Source organism: Burkholderia sp. AU30198 (genome assembly GCF_020419825.1).
Lineage (GTDB): Bacteria > Pseudomonadota > Gammaproteobacteria > Burkholderiales > Burkholderiaceae > Burkholderia.
The window spans coordinates 97086-121798 of record NZ_JAIZSA010000008.1 but is presented as its reverse complement, the minus strand read 5'-3'; the positions used below and the strand labels follow the sequence as shown (position 1 = coordinate 121798).

The 24713-nt window shown below is 69.9% G+C and carries 24 protein-coding genes; 14 read left to right on the top strand and 10 right to left on the bottom strand.

Annotated elements, in window-relative coordinates; genetic code table 11:
- Positions 1-11 precede the first annotated feature (11 nt).
- The gene (locus LGN19_RS18900; protein WP_043190542.1) at positions 12-728 is read right to left on the bottom strand and encodes a FadR/GntR family transcriptional regulator; all 717 of its coding nucleotides are present in this window, start codon (positions 726-728) and stop codon (positions 12-14) included.
- A 134-nt stretch (positions 729-862) separates the two neighbouring features.
- Here LGN19_RS18900 and LGN19_RS18895 point away from each other — a divergent pair, with 134 nt between their 5' ends.
- Genes LGN19_RS18895 through LGN19_RS18880 form a run of 4 tightly spaced genes read left to right on the top strand, consistent with a single transcriptional unit; the run spans position 863 to position 5596 of the window.
- Positions 863-1663 carry a (Fe-S)-binding protein gene (locus tag LGN19_RS18895; RefSeq protein WP_226216547.1) on the top strand — a complete coding sequence of 267 codons (801 nt, stop codon included), beginning with the start codon at positions 863-865 and terminating at the stop codon, positions 1661-1663.
- Positions 1660-2391, top strand: a complete 732-nt coding sequence (locus LGN19_RS18890) for a LutC/YkgG family protein (RefSeq protein ID WP_226216545.1) — start codon at positions 1660-1662, stop codon at positions 2389-2391. The genes LGN19_RS18895 and LGN19_RS18890 overlap by 4 nt, the downstream gene beginning before the upstream one ends.
- Positions 2388-3833 carry a LutB/LldF family L-lactate oxidation iron-sulfur protein gene (locus LGN19_RS18885; RefSeq protein ID WP_226216543.1) on the top strand — a complete coding sequence of 482 codons (1446 nt, stop codon included), beginning with the start codon at positions 2388-2390 and terminating at the stop codon, positions 3831-3833. Before LGN19_RS18890 ends, LGN19_RS18885 begins: the two co-directional genes overlap by 4 nt.
- Before the next feature lie 50 nt (positions 3834-3883).
- Positions 3884-5596: a lactate permease LctP family transporter gene (locus LGN19_RS18880; protein ID WP_226216541.1), complete on the top strand. Its 1713-nt coding sequence runs from the start codon at positions 3884-3886 to the stop codon at positions 5594-5596.
- Positions 5597-5695: 99 nt separating this feature from the next.
- Here LGN19_RS18880 and LGN19_RS18875 read toward each other — a convergent pair whose 3' ends face one another.
- The 5 genes from LGN19_RS18875 to LGN19_RS18855 all read right to left on the bottom strand — a co-directional run bounded on the left by LGN19_RS18875 (position 5696) and on the right by LGN19_RS18855 (position 10097).
- A complete protein-coding gene (locus tag LGN19_RS18875) occupies positions 5696-6457 on the bottom strand; it encodes a M48 family metallopeptidase (protein ID WP_122946267.1) in 762 nt (253 codons plus the stop codon).
- A gap of 195 nt (positions 6458-6652) precedes the next feature.
- Complete coding sequence (locus LGN19_RS18870) at positions 6653-7435, bottom strand: glycosyltransferase family 2 protein (protein ID WP_226216539.1); 783 nt, start codon at positions 7433-7435, stop codon at positions 6653-6655.
- A 125-nt stretch (positions 7436-7560) separates the two neighbouring features.
- Positions 7561-8922, bottom strand: a complete 1362-nt coding sequence (locus LGN19_RS18865) for an endoribonuclease L-PSP (RefSeq protein ID WP_226216538.1) — start codon at positions 8920-8922, stop codon at positions 7561-7563.
- Positions 8923-9009: 87 nt separating this feature from the next.
- Positions 9010-9726: a 3-oxoacyl-ACP reductase FabG gene (gene fabG / locus LGN19_RS18860; protein ID WP_226216537.1), complete on the bottom strand. Its 717-nt coding sequence runs from the start codon at positions 9724-9726 to the stop codon at positions 9010-9012.
- Between the two features lie 110 nt (positions 9727-9836).
- A complete protein-coding gene (locus LGN19_RS18855) occupies positions 9837-10097 on the bottom strand; it encodes a phosphopantetheine-binding protein (protein WP_041490598.1) in 261 nt (86 codons plus the stop codon).
- 572 nt (positions 10098-10669) lie between these two features.
- On the opposite strand from LGN19_RS18855, the gene LGN19_RS18850 reads away from it, so the two are divergent.
- From LGN19_RS18850 to LGN19_RS18805, 10 genes are all read left to right on the top strand, one after another.
- Entirely contained in the window at positions 10670-11323 is a 654-nt protein-coding gene (locus LGN19_RS18850; RefSeq protein ID WP_226216536.1) for a hypothetical protein, read from the top strand.
- Positions 11324-11386: 63 nt separating this feature from the next.
- Entirely contained in the window at positions 11387-13129 is a 1743-nt protein-coding gene (locus LGN19_RS18845; protein ID WP_226216535.1) for an AMP-binding protein, read from the top strand.
- Complete coding sequence (locus tag LGN19_RS18840; RefSeq protein WP_122946271.1) at positions 13126-14103, top strand: acyl-CoA synthetase; 978 nt, start codon at positions 13126-13128, stop codon at positions 14101-14103. The genes LGN19_RS18845 and LGN19_RS18840 overlap by 4 nt, the downstream gene beginning before the upstream one ends.
- On the top strand, positions 14100-14756 hold the full coding sequence (locus LGN19_RS18835; protein WP_226216533.1) for an outer membrane lipoprotein carrier protein LolA: 657 nt from the start codon (positions 14100-14102) through the stop codon (positions 14754-14756). The genes LGN19_RS18840 and LGN19_RS18835 overlap by 4 nt, the downstream gene beginning before the upstream one ends.
- Complete coding sequence (locus LGN19_RS18830; protein ID WP_226216531.1) at positions 14756-17233, top strand: MMPL family transporter; 2478 nt, start codon at positions 14756-14758, stop codon at positions 17231-17233. The genes LGN19_RS18835 and LGN19_RS18830 overlap by 1 nt, the downstream gene beginning before the upstream one ends.
- Entirely contained in the window at positions 17230-18123 is an 894-nt protein-coding gene (locus LGN19_RS18825; protein WP_226216529.1) for a polysaccharide deacetylase family protein, read from the top strand. The genes LGN19_RS18830 and LGN19_RS18825 overlap by 4 nt, the downstream gene beginning before the upstream one ends.
- 63 nt (positions 18124-18186) lie before the next feature.
- Positions 18187-19398 (top strand): beta-ketoacyl-[acyl-carrier-protein] synthase family protein, encoded by a 1212-nt coding sequence (locus tag LGN19_RS18820; RefSeq protein WP_226216527.1) that lies wholly within the window; start codon positions 18187-18189, stop codon positions 19396-19398.
- Positions 19399-19406: 8 nt separating this feature from the next.
- A complete protein-coding gene (locus LGN19_RS18815; protein ID WP_226216525.1) occupies positions 19407-20225 on the top strand; it encodes a beta-ketoacyl synthase chain length factor in 819 nt (272 codons plus the stop codon).
- Positions 20222-20725 carry a hotdog family protein gene (locus LGN19_RS18810; RefSeq protein WP_122946277.1) on the top strand — a complete coding sequence of 168 codons (504 nt, stop codon included), beginning with the start codon at positions 20222-20224 and terminating at the stop codon, positions 20723-20725. The genes LGN19_RS18815 and LGN19_RS18810 overlap by 4 nt, the downstream gene beginning before the upstream one ends.
- Positions 20709-21056 (top strand): hypothetical protein, encoded by a 348-nt coding sequence (locus tag LGN19_RS18805; protein ID WP_122946278.1) that lies wholly within the window; start codon positions 20709-20711, stop codon positions 21054-21056. Before LGN19_RS18810 ends, LGN19_RS18805 begins: the two co-directional genes overlap by 17 nt.
- A gap of 90 nt (positions 21057-21146) precedes the next feature.
- Here the strand turns inward: LGN19_RS18805 and LGN19_RS18800 are convergent, their stop codons facing one another.
- The 4 genes from LGN19_RS18800 to phaP all read right to left on the bottom strand — a co-directional run bounded on the left by LGN19_RS18800 (position 21147) and on the right by phaP (position 24496).
- Positions 21147-21353: a hypothetical protein gene (locus tag LGN19_RS18800; protein WP_105815070.1), complete on the bottom strand. Its 207-nt coding sequence runs from the start codon at positions 21351-21353 to the stop codon at positions 21147-21149.
- A gap of 124 nt (positions 21354-21477) precedes the next feature.
- Positions 21478-22221 (bottom strand): acetoacetyl-CoA reductase, encoded by a 744-nt coding sequence (gene phbB / locus LGN19_RS18795; protein WP_041492959.1) that lies wholly within the window; start codon positions 22219-22221, stop codon positions 21478-21480.
- A 216-nt stretch (positions 22222-22437) separates the two neighbouring features.
- Complete coding sequence (locus LGN19_RS18790) at positions 22438-23619, bottom strand: acetyl-CoA C-acetyltransferase (protein ID WP_226216523.1); 1182 nt, start codon at positions 23617-23619, stop codon at positions 22438-22440.
- Positions 23620-23911: 292 nt separating this feature from the next.
- Entirely contained in the window at positions 23912-24496 is a 585-nt protein-coding gene (gene phaP, locus LGN19_RS18785; protein WP_122946279.1) for a TIGR01841 family phasin, read from the bottom strand.
- Positions 24497-24713: the final 217 nt, after the last annotated feature.

Here is a 24713-nt window from a genome sequence, read left to right as displayed (position 1 = left end):
CCCAACCAATTTCAGCGCGTATCGCCGCTTTGTTCGAAGTGGCTGCGCACGTAGTCGATATGCGTCTGCATCGCGGTGCGCGCCTCCTCGGGCCGCTGCGCGCAGATCGCGTCGCACACGACGCGGTGCTGCCGCAGCAGCAGGTCCGACGCATATTCGTCCTGCTCGGTCATCCCCGACACGTTGATCGAGATGTGTTCGCGCAGCATCCCGAGCACGCTCGTATGCAGGTGCAGGAACATCGTGTTGTGCGACGCGAGCGCGATCGCCTCGTGCAGCTTCGAATCGGTCGCGGCCTCCACGGCCCGGTCGTTGTGCGCGTGTGCGGTTTCGAGCTCGCGCAGCAGCGCACGGATCCGGCGCCGGTCGTTCGCGTCGGCGCGCAGCGCGGCGAAATACGCAGTCGCGCCTTCGAGCACGCGGCGGAATTCGAGGATGTCGTCGCGCAGCGCGGGGTGATCGGCAACCAGCTGGCCCCACGGCGACGCGATACCGGCACGCAACTGGTCCGTCACGTAAACGCCCGCGCCGCGCCGGCTCTGCAGCAGCCCGCGCGCGACGAGCCGCTGGGTCGCCTCGCGCACCGTATTGCGAGCCACTCCGTACTGCTGCGCGAGCACGCGCTCGGCCGGCAGGCGTGCGCCGGCCGGCCAGGTGCCGTCGAGCAGCGCCGTCTCGATCTTGCGCATCACCACTTCGGTCCGGCCCCGTGCCGTCATCGCTGCCATCGTCGCGTCTCCCTGCGTCATGCCTGCCACGCCGATTGGCCCAACCAATTTGAGCTACGGCGCCGTCGCGGGAATTATGCAGCGAAATCGTCGTCCCGCATCCGCATGCCGGGCCGTCGCCTCTGGAGCGAGACATGAACGAAAGGCAGTACCCCGCCGCCGCCCCCGCGCACGTCTATCTGTTCGCGACCTGTCTGGTCGACCTGTTCGTCCCCGAAGCCGGGCTCGACGCGGTCCGCCTGCTGGAACGCGAAGGCCTGACCGTCCACTATCCGCGCGGCCAGAGCTGCTGCGGGCAGCCCGCCTACAGCAGCGGCAATCCCGACGAAGCGCGCCGCGTCGCGGCCGCGCAGCTCGACCTGTTCGCCGAACCGTGGCCCGTGATCGTGCCGTCGGGCTCGTGCGGCGGGATGATCCGGCACCATTGGCCAGCGCTGTTCGCCGACGAACCCGTCCACGGCCCGAAGGCCCGTGCGATCGCGGAACGGACCTACGAACTCGCCGAATTCCTCGTCCATGTGCTCGACGTGCGACTCGACGCGGCCACGGTCAATGCCGGGGCCGACGAGCGCGTCGTACTGCACACGTCGTGCGCGGCGCGACGCGAGATGGGCACGCGCGGACACGGCGTCGCGCTCGTCGACGCGCTGCCGGGCGTGACCCGCATCGAACACGAACGCGAATCCGAATGCTGCGGCTTCGGCGGCACGTTCTCGCTGAAACATCCGGACATCTCCGGCGCGATGGTGCGCGACAAGGTCGCGTCGGCCTGCGCAACGGGCTGCGACCGGCTCGTGTCGGCCGACTGCGGCTGCCTGCTGAACATCGGCCACGCGGCCGACAAGTCCGGCGCGCCGTTGCCGGTCGAGCATCTCGCCAGCTTCCTGTGGCGGCGCACGGCCGGTGCCGCGTCGCTGCGCGGAGACAAGCGATGAGCGCGCGCGACGCGATCCTCAAGCGGCTGCGCGCCGCCGCTCCGGGTGTCGCCGCCGAGGCCGCCCCCGCGCTCGACGCGCGCATCGACACGCATTACGACACGTGCCGCTCGCAGACCGAGACCGCACGCGATCCGCACACGCTGGCCCACACGATGCAGGCGGCGCTCGCCGCGTCGCACGCGGAGGTCTGGTGCGCCACCGCAGACGAATGGCCCGCACAACTCGCGGCGCGCCTCGCCGATGCCGGCGTACACCGCCTGCTGCTCGATCCGGCCCGCGCCGAATCCGCGGCGCTCGCCCGCGCGCTGCCCGACACGGTCGCGCCCGTGCCGTTCGACCGGCCGATCGACGCTTGGAAGACCGAACTGTTCGACACGATCGATGCGGGCTTCACGGTTGCGCGCTCGGGCATCGCGACCACCGGCACCGTCGTGCTCGCACCCGACGCCGGCACGCCGCGCACGGTGTCGCTGGTGCCGCCGCTGCATGTCGCGCTCGTCCACGCGAGCACGCTGCATCCCGACCTGCACGCGGCCGTGCACGCGGAGCGCTGGCACGCCGGCATGCCGACCAACCTCGTGCTGGTGTCGGGCCCGTCGAAGACGTCCGACATCCAGCAGACGCTGGCCTATGGCGCGCACGGCCCGCGCCGCCTGTGGGTCGTGATCGTCACCGATGCGGCCGCCCGTCCGGCCGCCACCGCCCGCGAGGATCTCCCGCAATGAGCGACCACACGCTGCAATTCGTCGCCCCCGGCGACTTCAAGGCCCGCGCGCGCGCGGCGCTCGACGATCCCGCGCTGCGCAAGAGCTTCCGCGGCGCGATGGACTTCCTGCAGGGCAAGCGCGCGACCCAGTTCCCCGACGACGCGGAGCTGCAGCAGCTGCGCGACCTCGGCGAAGCGGTGCGGCAGCATGCGCTCGCGCAGTTGCCCGCGCTGCTCGAACGGCTGGAGACGAAGCTCACCGAAGCCGGCGTGCACGTGCACTGGGCCGAGACGGCCGCCGACGCGAACGCGATCGTGCTCGGCATCGCGCAGGCGAAGAAGGCGCGCCGCGTGATCAAGGGCAAGTCGATGGCGAGCGAGGAAATCGAGCTGAACCATTACCTCGCGGAGCACGGTGTCGACTGCATCGAATCCGACATGGGCGAATTCATCGTGCAGCTCGCGGGCGAGAAGCCGTCGCATATCGTGATGCCCGCGATCCACAAGACGCGCGGCGACATCGCCGAGCTGTTCGAGGCGCACATCCCCGGCACGCGCTACACGGAAGATGTCGACGAGCTGATCCAGACCGGCCGGCGCGCGCTGCGCCGCGCGTTCGCCGATGCGGACATCGGTCTGTCGGGCGTGAACTTCGCGGCGGCCGACACGGGCACGCTGTGGCTCGTCGAAAACGAAGGCAACGGCCGCCTGTCGACGACGGTACCCGACACGCACGTCGCGATCATGGGGATCGAGAAGGTCGTCGAGAAGCTCGAGCACATCGTGCCGCTGTCGAGCCTGCTCACGCGCTCGGCCACCGGCCAGGCGATCACGACCTACTTCAACCTGATCTCGGGCCCGCGCCGCGACGGCGAACGCGACGGCCCGCGCGAGTTGCATCTCGTGCTGCTCGACAACGGCCGCACGCAGGCCTACGCGGACGAGCAGCTGCGCGCGACGCTGCAATGCATCCGCTGCGGCGCGTGCATGAACCACTGCCCCGTCTATACGCGCATCGGCGGCCACGCCTACGGCACGACCTACCCGGGCCCGATCGGCAAGATCATCTCGCCGCACCTGCTCGGCCTCGACGCGACGGCCGACCTGCCGACCGCGTCGACGCTGTGCGGCGCCTGCGGCGAGGTGTGCCCGGTGCGGATCCCGATCCCGCAACTGCTCGTGCGGCTGCGTACCGAGGCCAACCGCAAGCCCGACGAACCCGTCGCGCATCCGCTGCGCGGCCAGGGCGCGAACTACACCCGCGCGGAAGACCTCGTGTGGCGCTTCTGGTCGGGCGCGTTCGCGCATCCGCGCGCGTACCGCGCGTTCCGCTGGACCGCGACGCGCCTGCGTGCGCTGACGCCCGCGAAACAGATGGGCTGGACGCAGCACCGCACGCCGCTCGAACCGGCACCGCGCAGCCTGTCCGACCTGCTGCGCGCACGCGGCCAGCCCGAATAGCCGTTTCGTTTTTCAAGCCGTACCGACAAAAACCTATGGAGGAGACATCCATGCAGGCCTGGCATCAGATCTACACCCCGCTCGGCAGCCTCGGGCTGTCGGCGTTCGTCGCCGCAATCCCGATCATCTTCTTTTTCGTCGCGCTGGCCGTGCTGCGGCTCAAGGGCCACGTCGCCGCGGCAATCACGCTGCTGCTGTCGCTCGGCGTCGCGATCCTCGCGTACGGCATGCCCGTGCCGCAGGCGCTCGCGGCGGCCGGCTTCGGCTTCGCGTACGGCATCTGGCCGATCGCGTGGATCATCGTCGCGGCCGTGTTCCTGTACAAGATCGTCGTGAAGACCGGCCAGTTCGACATCATTCGCGCGTCCGTGCTGTCGATCACCGACGACCAGCGCCTGCAGATGCTGCTGATCGGCTTCTCGTTCGGCGCGTTCCTCGAAGGCGCGGCCGGTTTCGGTGCGCCTGTCGCGATCACGGCCGCTCTGCTCGTCGGCCTCGGCTTCAAGCCGCTGCACGCGGCAGGACTGTGTCTGATTGCAAACACTGCGCCGGTCGCGTTCGGTGCGATGGGCATCCCGATCATCGTCGCCGGGCAGGTGACGGGTATCGATCCGCTCCATATCGGCGCGATGGCCGGCCGCCAGCTGCCGCTGCTGTCGCTCGCGGTGCCGTTCTGGCTCGTGTTCATGATGGACGGGCTGCGCGGCGTGCGGCAGACCTGGCCGGCCGCGCTCGTCGCGGGCGGCAGCTTCGCGGTGACGCAATACTTCACGTCGAACCACATCGGGCCCGAGCTGCCGGACATCACGTCGTCGCTCGTCAGCCTCGTCGCGCTCGCCGCGTTCCTGAAGGTCTGGCAGCCGCGCACCGAGAAGCAGCCGGCCGGCGGCCTCGTCGCTTCGGGCGGCGGCGCCGCGCTCGCGGGCTTCGGCGGCACGGGCGCGCGCAACGGCTTCGGCACCGGCACCAGCCGGCAGGCCTCACCGTACACGCTCGCGCAGACTGTGCGCGCGTGGTCGCCGTTCCTGATCCTGACGGCCGTCGTCACCGTATGGAGCATCGCGCCATTCAAGGCGCTGTTCGCCGCGCACGGCGCGCTCGCGTCGACCGTGCTGAAGTTCCATGTCGCGGGGCTCGACCAGCTCGTCGTGAAGATCGCGCCGATCGCTGCGACGCCGAAGGTGCTCGAGGCCGTGCTGAAGATCGATCTCGTGTCGGCGGTGGGCAGCGCGATCCTCGTGACCGCGCTGATCTCGATGGCGCTGCTGCGGATGAAGCCGCGCGACGCGCTCGTCACGTTCGGCGAGACGCTGAAGGAGCTGACGCGCCCGATCCTGTCGATCGGCCTCGTGCTCGCGTTCGCGTTCGTCGCGAACTATTCGGGAATGTCGTCGACGCTCGCGCTGATGCTGGCCTCGACCGGCGCCGCGTTCCCGTTCTTCTCGCCGTTCCTCGGCTGGCTCGGCGTGTTCCTGACGGGCTCGGACACGTCGTCGAATGCGCTGTTCTGCTCGCTGCAGCAGGCCACGGCCCATCAGCTCGGCGTACCCGAGACGCTCGCGGTGGCCGCGAACACGACGGGCGGCGTGACCGCGAAGATGATTTCGCCGCAGTCGATCGCGGTCGCCTGCGCGGCGACGGGCCTCGTCGGCAAGGAGTCGGAGCTGTTCCGCTTCACGGTGCGGCACAGCCTGCTGTTCGCGGTGATCGTCGGGTTGATCACGCTCACGCAGGCGTACCTGCTGCCGGGCATGGTGCCGTAAGCGGCGCACGCCCCAAAACAAAACCCCACGCCCGGAAGAGCGTGGGGGTTTTCATTTCGTCGCTGGATCGCCCGCTTCGGCAGGCGACCCGTTGCCCGATCAGCTGCCCTTCGCGATGCGATCCTCGATGTGCTGCGCGCGGCTCGCCGACGACGGGTGCGAATCCATCATCGAGCTCTTGCCGCCGTCCAGCTTCGCGAGCTTCTGGAACGACGTGACGAGACCCTTCTGGTTCATGCCCTTCTGCTTGAGCAGGTCGAACGAGTAGTCGTCGGCCGCGCTTTCCTGCGACTGCGAGAACTGTGCGTTGATGAACTTCTCGGTGATGTCGCCGAGCTGCGAGCTCGTCAGTGCCGCCACGCCCGGCGATGCCGCGCCAGCCGCGGTGCGTGCCGCGCTGACCGCGTAGGCCGTCTGCATCGCCTTCTTCGAGTGGCCGAGGGCGACGTGGCCCATTTCATGGCCGATCACGCCACGCAGCTCGTCGTCGTTCATCATGTCCATCAGGCCGCTGTACACGCGCACGCAGCCGTTGCCCATCGCCCACGCGTTGACGTCCTTGGTCACGTAGACCTTGTAGTTGATCTTCTGGCTGTTCAGCGTCATGTCGCCGAAGCCCTTCATCACTTTCGTCAGGCGCTTCGCGTACGCGCTGTTCGCCGGCGCGACCTTCGATTCGGCATCGCTCGCCTTGCACGAGTCGTTCGACAGTGCGGCGATGTCCGCATCCGACAGCGTCGCCGCCTTGTACAGGCTCGTCCCCGCCGACGTCAGGCTGTTCGCGTCAAGGCTCTGAATTCCGCCGCACGCGCTCAACAGAAACGCCACGCCACACGCTGCCACCGCTTTCTTGAGTTGCATCCCGGATCCCTCGATAGTTGTATTTGGGAGCGGCGATTTTGCATAATCCGGCAGAAAATTACCAGATGTTTACATCCGATGACACGTTCATTACTCATCGGACTGAAACGAAGCGGCACCCCGACGCGGGATTGATGACAAAAATCGGCGCAATCGCCGCAACCGGGCGACGATCGGCATGGAAACCGGACCTGCTCAGGCGGTCTGGTCGCGGCGACGCATCAGCCGCCGCGCGACCAGCATCGGCAGCCGCACCGCGAAGCCGATGAACAGGCGCAGGTGCATCCACGCGAGCAGCGCGTTGTCGCGGCCGTAGTGGAAATGCGAGACGCCGCCCTCGTGCCGGCCGAAATAGCGCACCGGCGCGTCGATGCGGATCGGACGCACGCCGGCCCAGCACAGCCGCACGGCCGCCTCGGGATCGAAGTCGAAGCCGCGCATCCACGGCTGGCGGCGCATGATCGCGGCAAGCGGCGCGACCGGATACACGCGAAACCCGTACAGCGAATCGCCGATCCCGGCCCACAGCGTCTCGAGGTCGGCCCATGCGTTCGACAGCCGGCGCCCCTGCACGCGCAACTGCGGCGCGCTCGCGTCGAACTTCGGCACGCCCAGCACCATCGCGTCGGGCGTGGCCTGCGACGCGGCCATGAATGCGGGAATCAGGTCGGCCGGATGCTGGCCGTCGGAATCCATCGTCAACACATGCGTGAAGCCGCCCGCGGCCGCCGCGTCGAGCCCGGCGAGCACCGCGGCGCCCTTGCCGCGGTTCTCCGGCAGCACGATCACGCGCAACCCCGGGTCGCGCTCGGCCATCGCCTGCAGCCGTTCGGCGCTGCCGTCGGTGCTGCCGTCGACGACGACCCACACCGGATTCCACTGCGCGCGAGCATTGCGGACGGTCGTGTCGACCTTGACGCCCGGGTTGTAGCTCGGAATCAGGACGAGATGGGTGGACGAGGCGTGCAGCTTGGACATGGAAACGGCCGATTGCGAAGACGGGGATCCTGACAAAAGTTTATGACTTGCCGGCGACCGTCGGCAGGCTTCATCGACGTCGCCCGCGTGCGGGGCCGGTTGCTCGATCGTGAGGCTTTCTCGCTTCATGACAGCCACGCCTCCTCATGACCCGCGCTGGCCTCGATCTCGACCAGCAGGTCGTCGCGGCACACGTCCGCATGGACGATGAGCGGCCGCACGCCGGGGCCGGCCATCTCGCGCAGCACGCGCTCGATCGCGGCCAGCGCCGCGGTGTCGCCGGCGTCGCGCACGTAGACGCGATAGCTCAGGTCGGCGAGCGAGAACGGGCCGTGCCCCTGGCGCGCGGCCTGCTCGAGCACGGCCGCGAGGTTCGCGACCGTCGCGCGCGTTTGCGCGACGACGTCGCCGTGATGCACGGTGCGGTGCCCGACGATGCTCGCGGTGCCCGACACGAACAGCACCGGCGCGGCGTCGCCTTCCGTCCATGCGGCTGCGCGCGCGAACGTCGGCGCACGTGGGCCGTACTCCGCCGGGTAGTGATACGCGCTGACCTGGCGCGGGTTCTCGACCGGATCGGCCGGCGTGCGGCTCGCGAGGAAATGGATCGCGAGCGGCGCGGCAGGCGCTGCATCGCCCGCGACCGGCACGACCGAACCGAGCGCGCATGCGGCCGGCACGCCGCCCGTCAGCGCGCGGCGGCACGCATCGAACGCGTGCTGGCGGCCGATATTGAACTGACGATAGCGCTCGATCCCGAACTGCACCGCATTGATCGCCGGCACGGTATTCCAGATACGCAGCGGGTGCGGCATGCCGAGCGAATCGAGCACGTCGAACAGCGCGCGGTACGCGTCGTGCGTCGCGCGTTCGAGCGGCGTGCCGCGATCGTGCGATGCGGGTGATGCGGGTGATTCGGGTGATGCGGGTGATTCGGGTGATTCGTGCGTACCGCTCGTCTCGTGCACGACGATGCTGCCGAACACGAGGCCCGCCGCTTCGCTGTACCGATAGTGCAGCGCGCCGCGCCGTTCGCTGCGCAAGTCGCGCGCATGGCATTGCCAGATTTCGCAGACGGCGTCGTCCGGCGCGATGCCTGCGCCGAGCAGCGTCATCGGCACCGGCGCGACCGGCAGGTCGGGCACGACATCGGCCAGCATCCGTGCCGCCGCGTCCGCGCGCGATCCGGTTCGGGATTCGGTTCGGGATTCGCGTGGCGAGCCGCCCGCGCCGATGCACACCGCGCCCAACGCGCCAGGCAAAACGTGGTCGAATCCGTCGCCACGATTGCGCGCATCGTGCAGCAATGCGGCGAGCCGCGCATGGCTCATCCGGACGAGCCGCAGCGCGCGGTCGCCGCCACCCGCGAGCGATTCGCCCGATCGCGATGCGGCCGGCCCGGCCGCCGTCTGCCCGCGCGCGACGGGCACGGCAGAGGACGACAGGGAACACGGGCGCCGTTCGGCGTCGACTGGATGCACGGACACTTCGATTTCCTCACTAGGCGGCGCAGGCCGCGCAACATCGCGGCCTGCGCCGCGTTGCGTTACGTCACGCCGACACTGCGCGCTGCGTCATGCGAGCCCGCCGTTGACGGACAGCACCTGTCCTGTCACATAGGCCGCGGCGTCGGATACCAGATACGCGACCATCGCCGCGACTTCGTCGGGCCGGCCCGCGCGCTGCGCGGGTACGAGCTGTTTGATGCGTTCGGCGGGAAACGCCTGTTCGGCCATCGGCGATTCGATGATGCCGGGCGCCACCGCGTTCACGGTGATGCCGCGCGACGCGAGCTCGAGCGACAGCGACTTCGTCGCGCCGATCAGCCCCGCCTTCGCGACCGCGTAGTTGACCTGCCCGCGATTGCCGGTCACGCCGGCCACCGACGCGATGTTGACGATCCGGCCGCGCCGCGTGCGGATCATCGGCAACAGCAGCGGCTGCGTGACGTTGAAGAAGCCGTTGAGCGTCACGTCGATCACGCTGTGCCACTGCCGCTGCGACATGCCGGCCATCGGCGCGTCGTCGTGAATGCCCGCGTTGTTGACGAGGATCTGCACCGGCGCATCGTCGATGAACGGCTTCAGCGCGGCGAGCGTCGCATCGGCGTCGGTCACGTCGAACGCGATCGCGTGCGCGGTGCCGCCGGCCGCGACGATCTGCTGCGCGACCGCCTCCGCCTGCGCGAGATGGCGATTCGCATGCACCCACACTTCATGGCCGGCCTGCGCGAGCGCCGTGCAGATCGCCTGCCCGAGTGCGCCGCTGCCGCCCGTCACGAGCGCCCGCATCGAATTGCTCCGTTCATCGCGTTCCACCTCGATCGACGCGGCCGCAAATCGTCTGCCGATCGCGGCCGCGTGCCGTCATCATTTGCGCGCCGCGCCCGTGCGCGACACCGTCACTTCGTGCGGTGCGCGGCCACGTACGCAGCCAGTGCACCGAGCGTCGCAAAGATCTTCTGGTTGTCCGGATTGTCCGAACGCAGCTCGAAGCCGTACTTCTTCGAGATCAGCAGTGCGATTTCCAGGATGTCGATGGAGTCGAGCCCGAAACCCTCGCCATACAGCGGGGTCCCGGCCGTTACTGTTTCGAGCGGGACGTCTTCGAGATTCAGTTCGCCGATGATCAGTGTGGCGAGCTCTTGTTCCAGTGCGTTCATCATGCGTGCGGGCAGGCGGCCCGTGGCAGCGGAAGGCGCCCGGAAACGGCAATCGCCATGCACGCCCGGCGCGTGCGAATCTCCGTCCCTCCGGCGTCTGCCGGCTTCCCCGCCTGCGTTATTTGGGGATCGTTTGTAAAAGTTACGCGGATTCTAGACGAACGGGTATCGGGCCGTATACCGCCATTGGTTACAGACTGGCGAGCCGGCGCCGCGACCCGTTTCGGGACCCGAATGCACCAGACGCTTGAGCCGCTTTGGATGGAAATGGACCGACCCCGCGAAACCGTTCGTCCGACGCCATACAATCGGTTACAAAACCCGTTCGCGCCTGCCCCGAACACGCGGTGCCGCGGCCCTAAAATGAGCGTGCCCGACCACCGGCCCGGACCCGCGTCCCGGCCGCCATTCATATGATGTTTGACGGCCCGACCACCGCGTCCGGCCACGATCTTCCCGATGTCGCCAGTCATGCCGCGCCCGTCCTTCCGCTCCGTTACGGTTCGCCCGTCCGTCCGCTGCCACCCGGCCGCCGGCAACGGGTACCCGCGCCGTGTGCGCGGAGGCCGCCGATGAGCCGGCTGCTGCCCGTCGCGCGCGGCGTCGCCGCAGTCGGTGCCGTCGCGGCCTACCAGGCCGGCGCGCACTACGCGGCCGCGACGCCCGGCGCGCACGGCTTCGGCCTCGCGATGGCGCTCGTGCCGCCGCTGCTGCTCGCGCTCGGCGCGGCACTGCGCTCGCCGCATCGCAGCTGGTTCGTGCCGGCGTGGCTGCTTGCCACCGTCGCGCTATGGGCCGCGCGCGTGCCGCTCGCCCGGCATTTCGAATGGGGCCTGTATCTGGAACACGCGAGTTTCAACCTCGCGATGGCGCTGCTGTTCGGCCGCACGCTCGCGGCCGGCCAGGTGCCGCTGTGCACGCGTTTCGCGACGATGATCCACGGCGCGATCACGCCGGCCGTCGCGCGCTACACGCGACAGATCACGCTCGCGTGGACCCTGTTCTTCGTCGCGATCGCCGCCGTGTCGACGCTGCTGTTCGCGACCGCGCCGATCGTCACGTGGTCGACGTTCGCGAACTACTTGTCGCTGCCGCTCGTCGCCGTGATGTTCGCCGCCGAGCATGCGTGCCGGCGCTTCGCACTGCCGCACGAGGCGCGGCCGCGCATGGTCGATGCGGTGCGCGCGTATCGCGCGACGACCCACGCGTCGCAGGCGTCACGATGAATTCACGGCCGGTGCGGCGCCGCCACGCGGCGCGCCGGCCTTCGCTCCCGTTTTGACTGATTTATGCCGACTCACCCGCTGGTTTTCCATTCATCGCCGGACCAGACGATCGCCTGGCGCGACGGCTCGCCCGTCACCGTGCGCGCGTTCGTCGCCGACGTCGCGCGCGTGGCCGCCGCGCTGCCCGCCGGCGGCCACGTGTTCAACGTGTGCCGCGACCGCTACCGCTTCGCGGTCAGCCTGTGCGCCGCGCTCGTGGCCGGCAAGATCAGCCTGCTGCCGTCGACGCACACGCCGGAAATGGTTCGCCAGCTCGCGTCGTTCGCACCCGACGCGTTCTGCCTGCACGACGCGCCCGACTGCACGATCGACCTGCCGCGCTTCGCGTACCCCGAAGCCGCTCCCGGCGAGCTCGCGAGCGATGCGCCGTTCGCCGTTCCGCAGATCGATGCGGCGCGAATCATGGCTTACGTGTTCACATCCGGCTCGACCGGTGCACCGGTGCCGCACCGCAAGACCTGGGGCTTCCTGGTCGGCTGCGTGCGCGCGGCGGCCGACCGCCTCGGGCTGCTCGACGGCCGCGCGGCCACGCTGATCGGCACGGTGCCCGCGCAGCACATGTACGGCTTCGAGTCGACCGTGCTGCTCGCGCTGATCGGCGGCCTCGCGTTCAGCAACCGCCAGCCGTTCTACCCGGTCGACATTCGCGACGAACTCGACGCGATCCCGCAGCCGCGCGTGCTCGTCACGTCGCCGATCCACCTGCGAGCGCTGCTGGCGGCCGGCCATGCGCTGCCGCCCGCGGCGCTCGTGCTGTCGGCCACCGCGCCGCTGTCGGAAAAGCTCGCGTGCGAAGCCGAAGCCGCGCTCGACGCGCCGCTCGTCGAAATTTACGGCAGCACCGAGACCGGCCAGATTGCCACCCGCCGCACGTCGCAAGGCGCGACGTGGGCGTTGTTCCCGGGCATCCGGCTCGACGCGCGCGACGAACCGGAGAGCGACGACGGCGAGCCGACGATCTGGGTGTCGGGCGGGCACGTCGAGGCGCCCGTGCCGATGGGCGATGCGCTCGAACTGCTCGGCGATGGCCGGTTCCTGCTGCACGGCCGCAAGGCCGACCTCGTCAACATCGCCGGCAAGCGCACGTCGCTCGCGTACCTGAACCATCAGCTCAATGCGATTCCGGACGTGATCGACGGCGTGTTCTTCATGCCCGACGAAGCCGTGCCGGCGCACGCCGACGCGGGCCTCGAACCGGTCACGCGCCTCGTCGCGCTGGTCGTCGCGCCGACGCTCGCGGCAGCCGGTCTGCAGCGCGCGCTGCGCGAGCGGATCGATCCCGCGTTCATGCCGCGCCCGCTCGTGTTCGTCGACGCGCTGCCGCGCAACGAAACGGGCAAGCTGCCGCGCGACGTGCTCGCCGCAATCGTTGCGCAACATGCGCGCACTTCGGCGGCGCCGACGCCCGTACGCAACCCGGCCGCCGCGCCCACGCTCGGGTTCACGATCCCCGCCGATCACCCGGCACTGCCCGGCCACTTCCCCGGCCATCCGGTCGTGCCGGGTGTCGTGCTGCTCGATCATGCGATCCATGCGATCGGCACGGCGCTGAACCGCCCACTGCACACGTGGCGGCTCGGTTCTGCGAAATTCCTGAGCCGGGTCGCGCCCGGCGAACCGCTCGAACTCACGTTCGACCCGGCCGCCAGCGGCACGATCCGCTTCACGCTGCACGCCGGGGCGCGCGAGGTCGCGAGCGGCGTGCTGTCCGCGCCGCCGGCCGCGCAGGATGGCGCGCAGCCATGAAGCGCACCGCGTGGGCCGAGCGCCAGGAGCGCAGCAATGCGGGCTTGCTGCGCGCGATGACGTGGATCTCGCTGCGCTTCGGCCGGCAGCGCGCGCGTGTCGTGCTGCATCTGATCGCGACGTATTTCGTGCTGTTCTCGCCGGTCGCGTGCGCGGCGTCGCGCGACTACCTGCGCCGCGTGCTCGGCCGCCCCGCGCGCTGGCGCGACGTGTACCGGCACGTGTTCACGTTCGCGGCGACGATCCACGACCGCGTCTACCTGATGAACGGGCGCTTCGACCTGTTCGACATCCGGTTGCACGGTGAAACGCTCGTCGACGAAGCCCTCGCGGGCGGACGCGGCGCGTTCCTGATGGGCGCGCATCTCGGCAGCTTCGAGGTCGTGCGCGCGATCGGCCGCACGCACCCGGACCTGCGCGTCGTCGTGACGATGTACGAGAAGAACGCGCGCAAGATCAACGCGACGCTCGCCGCGGTGAATCCCGCCGCGCAGCCGGAAGTGATTCCGCTCGGCCAGGTCGACTCGATGCTGAAGGTACGCGAGCGCCTCGACGCGAACTGCATGGTCGGCATGCTCGCCGACCGCACGCTGCTCGACGACGCGGCCGCGTCGCTGCGGCGGCTGCCGCTGCTCGGCGCGCCGGCCGCGTTCCCGCTCGGGCCGCTCTACATGGCCGCGATGTTGAAGCGTCCGGTGATCTTCATGACGGGCCTCTATCGCGACGGCAACCGCTACGATGTGCACTTCGAGACGCTCGCCGATTTCTCCGACGTGCGGCGCGACGCGCGCGCGGCGGCCGTCGACGCGGCACTCGCGCGCTACGTCGCGCTGCTCGACAAGTACTGCCGCGCGGCGCCGTACAACTGGTTCAACTATTTCGATTTCTGGCGAGGCGGCGATGCCGCGGCTGCGCGCAGCGACGCGGCGCGCACCGGTGCCGGCCTGTCCGCCACGAGGGATTCCGACGCATGACCGCCGTTCGCCGCTGCCTGCCCACGCTCCCGTCCACGCTGCGTCGTGCCGTCCGCACGGTAGCCGTCGCCATCGCGGCAACCACCGCGGCGATCGCGCTGGCCGCCACGCCCGCGCAGGCGGCCGACACGGCACCGGCGTGGAGCCTCGACCGGCTGATGTCGACACTTGCGCAGCACAAGTCGGGGCGTGCGACGTTCACCGAGACGAAATACCTGTCGATCGCGACGCAGCCGGTCGAATCGTCCGGCGAGCTCGTGTTCGTCGCGCCCGACCATCTCGAGAAGCACACGCTGAGCCCGAAGCCCGAACACCTCGTCGTCGACGGCGACATGCTCACCGTCGAGCGCAACAACCGCAAGTACACGCTCGCGCTCGCGCGCTATCCGGAACTCGGCGCGTTCATCGACAGCATCCGCGCGACGCTCGCCGGCAATCGCTTCGCGCTCGAACAGGTGTACAAGGTCGCGCTCGCCGGGCGCGGCGACGACTGGACGCTGACGCTGACGCCGCTCGACTCGCGGATGCTGAAGGTCGTCAGCACGATCACGCTCGACGGCACGCGCGACGTGTTGCGCAGCGTCGCGATCCGGCAGGCTGACGGTGATCGTTCGGTGATGCGCCTGCAACCCGTTCCGGCGAACCCGAACTGATGGACGAACGCACCCGGCCCTCGTCGTCACCGGTCACCCGCCGCCTGCACGCGCTGCGGCAGCGCGCGGTGCTCGTGTGGCTGCTCGCGCTTCTCGCGTGCGGCGTCGCGATCGGGCGCGCGCACTTCACGGCCGACCTGTCCGCCTTCCTGCCGAGCGCGCCGAGCGCCGGGCAGCGCGTGCTCGTCGACCAGTTGCGCGACGGCATCGTGTCGCGGCTGATCCTCGTCGCGATCGACGGCGGCGATGCCGCCGCGCGCGCCGCGCTGTCACGACGTGTCGCCGGTGCGCTGCGCACCGATCCGCAATTCGCGGCCGTTCACAACGGGGAAGGCGCGAACGACGCGCGCGACCGGCAGTTCATCTTCGATCACCGCTACCTGCTGAGCCCGGCCGTCACGCCGCAGCGCTTCAGCGCCGCCGGCCTGCATCAGGCGCTCGGCGACAGCCTCGACCTGCTGAGCTCGTCGGCCGGCCTCGTAGCCAAGGCGATGCTGCCGCGCGACCCGACTGGCGAAGTCGCCGCGCTCGTCGACCAGCTCGACAGCGCGGCCGAACCGGCGAGCCGCGACGGCGTGTGGGCATCGCGCGACGGCACGCGCGCGGTGCTCGTCGTGCAGACGGCCGCCGCCGGTTCCGATACCGACGCGCAGGCCCGCGCGATCGACACGGTGCGCCGCGCGTTCGCCACCGCAAAGCAGGCCGTGCCGAACGCGGCCGCGACCACGCTCGCGATGACGGGCCCCGGCGTGTTCTCGGTCGACACGCGCGACACGATCCGGCACGACGTCGAGCGACTGTCGACGGCGAGTGTCGTGCTGATCGTCGCGCTGCTGCTGACGCTGTATCGGTCGCCGCGCACGCTCGCACTCGGCTTGCTGCCGGTGCTGACGGGCGTCGCGGCGGGAATCGCGGCGGTCAGCCTCGCGTTCGGCACGGTCCACGGGCTGACGCTCGGCTTCGGCACGACGCTGATCGGCGAAGCCGTCGACTATTCGATCTACCTGTTCGTGCAATCGGCGCAGGCCGGCACGCGCGGTGCGGCACGCCCGGCCGACGCGACGCGCGCCTGGGTCGCCGCGTACTGGCCGACGATCCGGCTCGGTGTGCTGACCTCCGTGTGCGGGTTCGCGTCGATGCTGTTCTCCGGCTTCCCGGGCCTCGTGCAGCTCGGGCTGTATTCGATCGTCGGGCTGACGGCCGCCGCGCTCGTCACCCGCTTCGTGCTGCCGCACCTGCGCGGCGAGCATGTCGCGATCCGCGACGTGTCGCGTGTCGGCGCCGTGCTCGCGCGCGCGGCCGACGCCGCACCGCGGCTGCGCTGGCCGCTCGCCGTGCTGGTGATCGCCGCGGGCGCGACGCTCGTGCTGCATCGCGACGGCCTGTGGAGCCGCGAACTCGCTGCGCTGAGCCCAGTGCCGGCACAAGCGCAAGCCCTCGACGCGCGGTTGCGCGCCGATGTCGGCGCACCCGACGTGCGCTACCTCGTCGTGATTTCCGCATCGACCGAACAGGCCGCGCTCAAAGGCGCCGAAAAAGTGGCCGCGCAATTGCAGCCGCTCGTCGACCGGGGTGCGCTCGCCGGCTTCGAAAGCCCCGCGCGCTACCTGCCGAGCGACGCCGCGCAGCGCGCGCGCCTGGCGAGCCTGCCCGATGCCGACGTGCTCGCGGCGCGGATGCACAACGCCGTCGCGAACCAGCCGATCGCGGTCAAGCCCGACCTCTTCGCACCGTTCATCACCGACGTCGAGGACGCGCGCCGCGCACCGCTGCTGACGCGCGCCGACCTGCACGGCACATCGATGGCGCTCGCCGTCGATGCGCTGCTGACCGAACGTGACGGCCGCTGGAGCGCGATGCTGCCACTGCGCGCGCCGGATGCCGCCCGCACTGCGCACCCGGCATCGAGTCTCGATGCCACGCCGATTCGCACGGCCGTCGCGCGCGCGAGCGTGCCCGATGCGCTATTCGTCGACATGAAGGCCGAAGCCGATCGCCTGTACGTGAGCTACGTGCATGAAGACATCCGGCTGTCGCTCGCGGGTTTTGCCGCGATCGCCGTCCTGTTGCTGATCGCACTGCGCTCGCCGCGCCGCGTCGTGCGTGCGCTCGCGCCGCTCGTCGCGGCCGTGCTGGTCGTGACGGCCGGCTTCGCGCTCGCCGGCGTGCAACTGACGATCCTGCATCTCGTCGGGATGCTGCTGATCGTCGCGGTCGGTTCGAACTACGCACTGTTCTTCTGCAAGCGCGACGACGCGCAGCCCGTCACGCCCTACACACTCGTGTCGCTGCTGATCGCGAACCTCGCGACGGTCGCCGGCTTCGGGCTGCTCGCGCTGTCGCGCGTGCCGCTGCTCGAAACCTTCGGGCTGACCGTCGGCCCCGGCGCGATGCTCGCGCTCGCGTTCGCGGCGATTCTCGCACCGCGCGCGGCCGAGGCCGCGGCCGTCAACCGTCATCAAGGAAACCGCGCATGAACGCGCCGTCGTCCGTTCCGTCGCGACAGCCCGGCGATACGCGCCGCTGGAAGCCGACGCCGTTGATCGCGGGCACGGCCGCGCTGCATGCGGGCGCGGCCGCGGCCGTCGTCGCGCAGCCGGCCGCGTGGCCGTGGGCCGTCGGCGGCGTGGTCGCGTCGCATCTCGCGCTGACCGCCGCCGGCCTGTGGCCGCGCAGCACGCTGCTCGGCCCGAACTGGACGCGCCTGCCGCCCGGCGTCGGCCGCCGGATCGCAATGACGATCGACGACGGCCCGGACCCGGACGTCACGCCGCGCGTGCTCGACCTGCTCGACCGTTACGACGCGCGCGCGACGTTCTTCTGTATCGGCAATCTCGCGCGCCGTCATCCGCGCTGGATCGAGGCGATCGTCGCGCGCGGTCACGCGATCGAGAACCATAGCCAGCGGCACCGGCACACGTTCTCGCTGTCGGGGCCCGCCGCGCTGCGGCGCGAGATCGCGGCCGCGCAGCAGACGCTGACCGAAATCGCCGGTACGCGCCCGCTGTTCTTCCGCGCGCCGGCCGGCCTGCGCAATCCGTTTCTCGAACCGGTGCTGTGCGAGCTCGGCCTGCAACTCGCGAGCTGGACGCGGCGCGGCTTCGACACGCGCGCACACGATGCCGCGACCGTCACGCGCCGCCTGCTGCGCGGTCTCGACGCGCGCGACATCCTGCTCGTGCACGACGGCCACGCGGCGCGCGACGCGCGCGGCGAACCGGTCGTGCTCGACGTGCTGCAAGCGGTGCTGCGTGCGGCCGCCGACGCGCAGTTGCACTGGACCACGCTGCGCGCGGCGCTCGCGCCGGAACCGCCCGGCAAGCCTGGCGAGCCGGCCGGTTCGGCCCCCCCGTTTGATAAAATCTGACCTCGAACGGCGCGCCTGCCAGCCCTGCTGCGGCGCCCGTTCCGGCCACCGGATGCGACCCTCGTGAAACCTCTCCTGCTCTCGCACTTCACCGCCACCAGCTGCATCGGCCGCGGCCTCGATGCGACCCTCGATGCGCTGCGCCACGCGCGCGGCGGGCTCACGCCCTGCGACTTCGAGCGTGCGGATCTCGACACGTGGATCGGTGCGGTCGATGGCGTCGATGCACAGCCCGTGCGTGCCGACCTCGCCGATTTCGCGTGCCGCAACAACCGCCTTGCGCAGCTCGGCCTCACGCAGGACGGCTTCGACGCACGCGTTGCGGCAGCCGTCGCGCGCTACGGCGCGGCGCGCGTCGGCGTGTTCATCGGCACGAGCACGGCCGGCATCCTAGAAACCGAGCACGCGTACCAGCGCCGCGATCCGGCGAGCGGTGCGCTGCCCGCCGACTTCCGCTACGCACAGACGCACAACCCGTATTCGCCGGCCGCATTCGTGCGCGCGTTTTTCGCGCTGCGCGGGCCGGCGATGGCGATCTCGTCCGCCTGCTCGTCCGGCGCGAAGGTGTTCGGCTCCGCGCGCCGCATGATCGAGGCGGGCTTGATCGACGCGGCCGTTGTCGGCGGCGTCGATTCGCTGTGCCTGACGACGCTGTACGGCTTCAATTCGCTCGAGCTGCTGTCGCGCCAGCCGTGCCGTCCGTTCGACGTCGCGCGCGACGGCATCTCGATCGGCGAGGCCGCCGCGTTCGCGCTCGTCGAACGCGTGCCCGACCGGCCCGCCGCACTCGACGCCCACGCGATCCTGCTGCTCGGCATCGGCGAATCGAGCGACGCGCATCACATGTCGTCACCGCATCCGGACGGGCTCGGCGCGCGCGTCGCGATCGAGCAGGCGCTCGCGTCCGCCGGCCTCGGCGCGACCGACATCGACTACGTGAACCTGCACGGCACCGCGACGCCGAGCAACGACGCCGCCGAAAGCCGCGCGATCGGCGCGCTGTTCGCCAGCACGCCATGCAGCTCGACGAAGGGGGCGACCGGCCATACGCTCGGTGCGGCGGGCGCGCTCGAGGCGGTCGTCGCCGCGCTCGCGCTGCGCGAGCAGTTCGTGCCGGCCGGCGTCAACACGACGCAGCCCGACCCGGCCCTCGCCGCCGACTACGTGCTCGCGAGCCGCGATGCGCGCGTACGCGCCGTCCTCTCCAATTCGTTCGGCTTCGGCGGCACGAATTGCAGCCTGATCCTCGGCCGCGCCGACCACGCCCGCCGTTGAGGCCCGCCATGACACTCACCGCCTTCATCGAAAGCATCGGCCTCGTCGGCCCCGGATTGACCGACTGGCCGCACACGGCCGACGTGCTCGCGGGCCGCGCGCCGTATGCACCGGCCCGCACCGAGCTGCCGCCGCCGGCCGGCCTGCCGTCGGCCGAGCGGCGCCGCACCGGCCCCGTCGTGCGCGTGGCGCTCGCGGCCGGCCACGAAGCGGTAGCCGCGAGCGGACGCGACGCCGCGACGCTCGCGACCGTGTTCAGCGCGTCGGGCGGCGACGGCCAGAATTGCCACGCGATCTGCGAGACGCTTGCCGGCGACGATCGTCAGCTGTCGCCGACGCGCTTCCACAACTCCGTGCACAACGCGCCGGCCGGCTACTGGAGCATCGCGACCCGCGCGATGGCGACGTCGAACGTGCTGTGCGCGCACGACGGCAGCTTTGCCGCAGGCCTGCTCGAAAGCCTGTGCCAGGTCGCGGTCGATCGCGTGCCGACCCTGCTGATCGCGTACGACACCGACTATCCGGAACCGCTGCGCGCGGTGCGGCCGATCGGCGACGCATTCGGCGTGGCGCTCGTGCTCGCGCCCGACGCGAGCGAACGCGCGCTCGCCCGCATCGACGTGCAACTCACCGACGCGCCGGCCACGACGCTCGCGCATGCCGAACTCGACGCACTGCGCGCCGGCAATCCGGCCGCGCGCGTGCTGCCGCTGCTCGACGCGCTCGCCGCGCGGCGTTCGACACGCGTCGTGCTCGACTACCTGGCCGACACACGCGTGCAGGTCGATGTCGCGATGCCGGATACGTTCACGGAGCGTGCGCGATGACCGCGACCAACCCGCTCGCGCCGCCGCTCGACCACGCGTGGATTGCCGCGCACATTCCGCACGACGGTGCGATGTGCGTGCTCGATACGGTCGATGCGTGGGATGCCGACCGCATCCGCTGCACCGCGACGAGCCACCGCGATCCACACAACCCGCTGCGCACGCACGGCCGGCTCGCATCGGTCTGCGGCATCGAATACGCGGCGCAGGCAATGGCCGTGCACGGCGCACTGCTCGGTGCGCACGAAGCGCGCCCGCGCGTCGGCTATCTCGCGAGCGTGCGCAACGTCGACGCGTTCGTCGACCGGCTCGACACGTTCGCGCAACCGCTCGTCGTCGAAGCGGAGCGCGTGAGCGGCGATGCCCGCTCGGTGCTGTACGGCTTCGCGTTGCGCTGCGGCGAGCGCGTGCTGCTGTCCGGCCGCGCGGCAGTGATGCTCGACGCGTCGGCGGCCGGCGCGTTTCGCCCGGCGCCAGCCGGCAATGCGGCGCCTCGATGAAGCCGCTTACTCAACGGAAGGAAACCAGGACGTGAAAGTTCGTCAGTTCATTGGTACCGCGCTCGTTCTGGCGCTGATCAGCCCGATCGCGCACGCGGACATGTCGGAAGTGAAGCAGGACATCAAGCGCGATTCGAAGGAAGCCGCGCACAAGACCGGCGAGGCGGCCCGCAGCTTCGGCCACGCGACCGCGAGCGCCGCAAAGGCGGTCGGGCACGGGGTCGCACACGCGTCGCGCGAAGGCTGGGATGCCACCAAGCGCACGACGAAGCGGATCTTCCACAAGAACGACTCGGGCGAGTCGGGTGGAAAGAGCGAAAAGAGCGATTGACCATGGGCATCGCGCGCCTCGCCTGTGGCGTGCGCGCGATGCGTGACCGCTCGTCAACCGTGACGCGTCACTGCCGCGCCGCCGCTGCCGTCAACGCGCGCCGCGCAGGCGGCGTGCCGGCCTGGCCCGCACGCGCGCGAAGCACTTGCCGTACGCGACGAGCCAGCAATCGCGATGATCGAAGTTCCGCAGCAGGCGCGCACGGCGCCGCTCGAGCCAGTAGAGCGAGACCGCCATCGTCAGCGCGACGGCCAGTGCCGTGCCGCCGATCGCGAGTCCCATCCAGGTGTCGCCCATGCCTTCTCCGGAATGCAAAGCCGAAGCGGCGCACCTGCCGCCGCCCTGGCACTGGATAGTGCGGAACGCGGCCCGGCACGTGCGCGCACGCCGCCGGAGCGCCGGACCGCCGGACCACTGCGCGTCAGTGCATGTGCTGCCCGCCGTTGATCGCGATGTTGGAGCCCGTCACGAAGCCGGCCTCCTCCGAGCACAGGTAAGCGACCAGCGCCGCGACTTCCTCGGGCTTGCCGAGCCGGCCCGCCGGAATCTGCGGGAGGATCTTCGAGTCGAGGATGTCCTGCGGGATCGCCGTGACCATCTTCGTCGCGAGGTAGCCCGGCGACACCGTGTTCACCGTCACGCCCTTGCGCGCGATTTCGAGCGCGAGCGATTTCGTGAAGCCGTGCATGCCGGCCTTCGCGGCCGCGTAGTTGGTCTGGCCGACCGAGCCTTTCGAACCGTTCACCGACGAGATGTTGACGATGCGGCCCCAGCCGCGCTCGACCATGCTTTCGCAGACCGGCTTCGTCATGTTGAACACGGAATCGAGGTTCGTGCGGATTACCGCATCCCAGTTGACCTTGTCGAGCTTGCGCAGCGTCATGTCGCGCGTGATGCCCGCGTTGTTCACGAGAATGTCGACCGGGCCGACGTCCCGCGCGATCTTCTCGATGCATTGCTGGCACGAATCGTGGTCGGCCACGTCCACCGGGTACGCGTGGAACTCGCGGCCGGCCGCATGCATCTCGGTCAGCCAGCGGTCCGCGCCGGTGTTGTTCGGCGAATACGTGACGACTACCCGGTGGCCCGCGTCGTTCAACCTGATGCTGACCGCTTCGCCGAGGCCACCCATTCCACCAGTCACAACTGCAATTCGCTTAGTCATCCTATAAATTACCGACAGAAAAGTAATCGATGAAGGCGGGGCGACGGCATCGCACCTGCTGCCGCCCCGCCGCTTCGATGCGCAGCCGCCCGCATCGCGGGCACGGCACGCACCGGCACCTCGCGCTTGTTGTTCACGGCTTGTCGTGCGCGAAAACCGCTTCGCCCGCATGCGGCGCCGGCCGGCGCCACACGCGGGACGTGTGTCAGACCCTGCTCACGCGCGCTCGACCGCGAGCGCGACGCCCATCCCGCCGCCGATACACAGCGACGCCAGCCCGCGCTTCGCATCGCGCTTGGCCATCTCGTGCAGCAGCGTCACCAGGATCCGGCAGCCCGACGCGCCGATCGGGTGGCCGATCGCGATCGCCCCGCCGTTCACGTTCACCTTCGACGTGTCCCAGCCCATCTGCTTGTGCACCGCCAGCGCCTGCGCTGCAAATGCCTCGTTGATTTCCATCAGGTCCAGATCGCCCGGCGTCCAGCCCGCGCGCTCCAGGCACCGGCGCGATGCCGGCACCGGGCCCATCCCCATCACGCTCGGATCCACGCCCGCGTTCGCGTACGCCTTGATCCGCGCCAGCGGCGTCAGACCCAGCGCCACCGCCTTCTGTGCCGACATCACCAGCACCGCCGCGGCGCCGTCGTTCAGCCCCGACGCGTTCGCCGCCGTCACCGAGCCGTCCTTCGAGAACGCCGGCTTCAGCCCCGCCAGCGATTCCGCCGTCACGCCATGACGCACGAATTCATCGGTGGCGAACTGCAGCGGCTCGCCCTTGCGTTGCGGAATCGCCACCGGCACGATCTCGTCGTTGAAGCGACCGGCCTTCTGTGCGGCTTCCGCCTTGTTCTGCGACAGCGCCGCGAACGCGTCCTGCGCTTCGCGCGTGATCCCGTATTCCTTCGCGACGTTCTCCGCCGTGATGCCCATGTGGTACTGGTTGTACACGTCCCACAGGCCGTCGACGATCATCGTGTCGACCAGCTTCGCGTCGCCCATCCGGAACCCGTCCCGCGAGCCCGGCAGCACGTGCGGCGACGCGCTCATGTTCTCCTGGCCGCCTGCGATCACGATCTCCGCGTCGCCCGCGACGATCGCGTTCGCCGCCAGCATCACGGCCTTCAGGCCCGAGCCGCACACCTTGTTGATCGTCATCCCCGGCACTGCCGTCGGCAGCCCGGCCTTGATCAGCGACTGCCGCACCGGGTTCTGCCCGGAACCGGCCGTCAGCACCTGGCCCATGATCACTTCGCTGACCTGCTCGGGCTTCACGCCCGCCCGCTCCAGCACCGCGCGGATCACCGTCGCGCCCAGCTCCGGCGCCGCGATCTTCGCAAGCGAACCGCCGAATTTGCCGACCGCGGTTCGCGCGGCCGATACGATCACTACGTCCGTCATGTCCAGTTCCTGCATTGAAATCAGTTCGTCGTTCTGACGCCGGCGCGAGCCGGCCTCGGCTGGCGCTCGCGTATCCCGGGCGATCCGGCGCGAGAGCGGTCGCACGTCGCCATACGACGCGCGGCACCCGTTCGCACGGGCGGCACACCGTTACGGCTCGCCGGGTCACCAGCGCCTTGCGGCAAACCGGACGTTCGCCGAACGCCACGCGGCACACGCGGCGTCCGGCGCCATCCGGCGCCGATCAATCGTGTCGCGCCGGTGCGCGACACGTGCTTGCGTGGCTACGCGATTACGCAGCCGATTCGCGTGCGGCCGCTGCGTCCTTGCGTGCGGCGGCAGCCGTTTGCTTCGCGCCGCGCGTTGCCGTTTCGCTGACCGCATCGAAACCGCTCTGGGCGGCTTCGATCGCCTGGCCCGTCGCTGCGCGCACGGAGTCGGCCGCGGCGGTTGCCGCGGACAGCGCCGAGTTCAGCGCGGCCACCACCGGCGCCGAGCCGGCCGGTGCATGCTTCGACAGCTCGCCCAGCACGTCCTTCAGGCGCTTGTCGTTCTGTTCGTATTGCGCTTGCGCGACCTTTGCCCATTCGGACTGCGTCGACACCGCGATGTCGAACAGATGGCGGCCATACGACACGGCCTTGCCGGCCGCTTCCTGAGGAGCTGCGACCTGCTGGGCGAAACCCGCGGCCGGATTGCTGCTGTTGAACGCGTTCTTCAGCTTGTCCTCGTATTCCTCGAGCGCCGTCCGGGCCGCTTGCAGGTTGAGTTCGACGACAGCCTCGAAACCTTGGATCGCCGGACGGGCGATCGCAAACCACGCGGCGATACCGGACTGATATTCGGCGTTGAGTTTTTCGGGGGCAAATACGGACATCGGGCACGCTCCTGTTAGCAATGCGAGAGACGACGTAAAGAAAATTGGAAGCCGGATCGACAGCAGACTTCCTTATTGACAACCCGTCACTTATTTGAGTACGGGAAGTTGAAGGAGCTCATTCTAGATCGATTAATTGTCAATTAAATGGCATTAATGCTAGGTGTAAACCCTTATTTCAACCCAAGACGATCGCTGGAACCCGTGATGCGCCGAC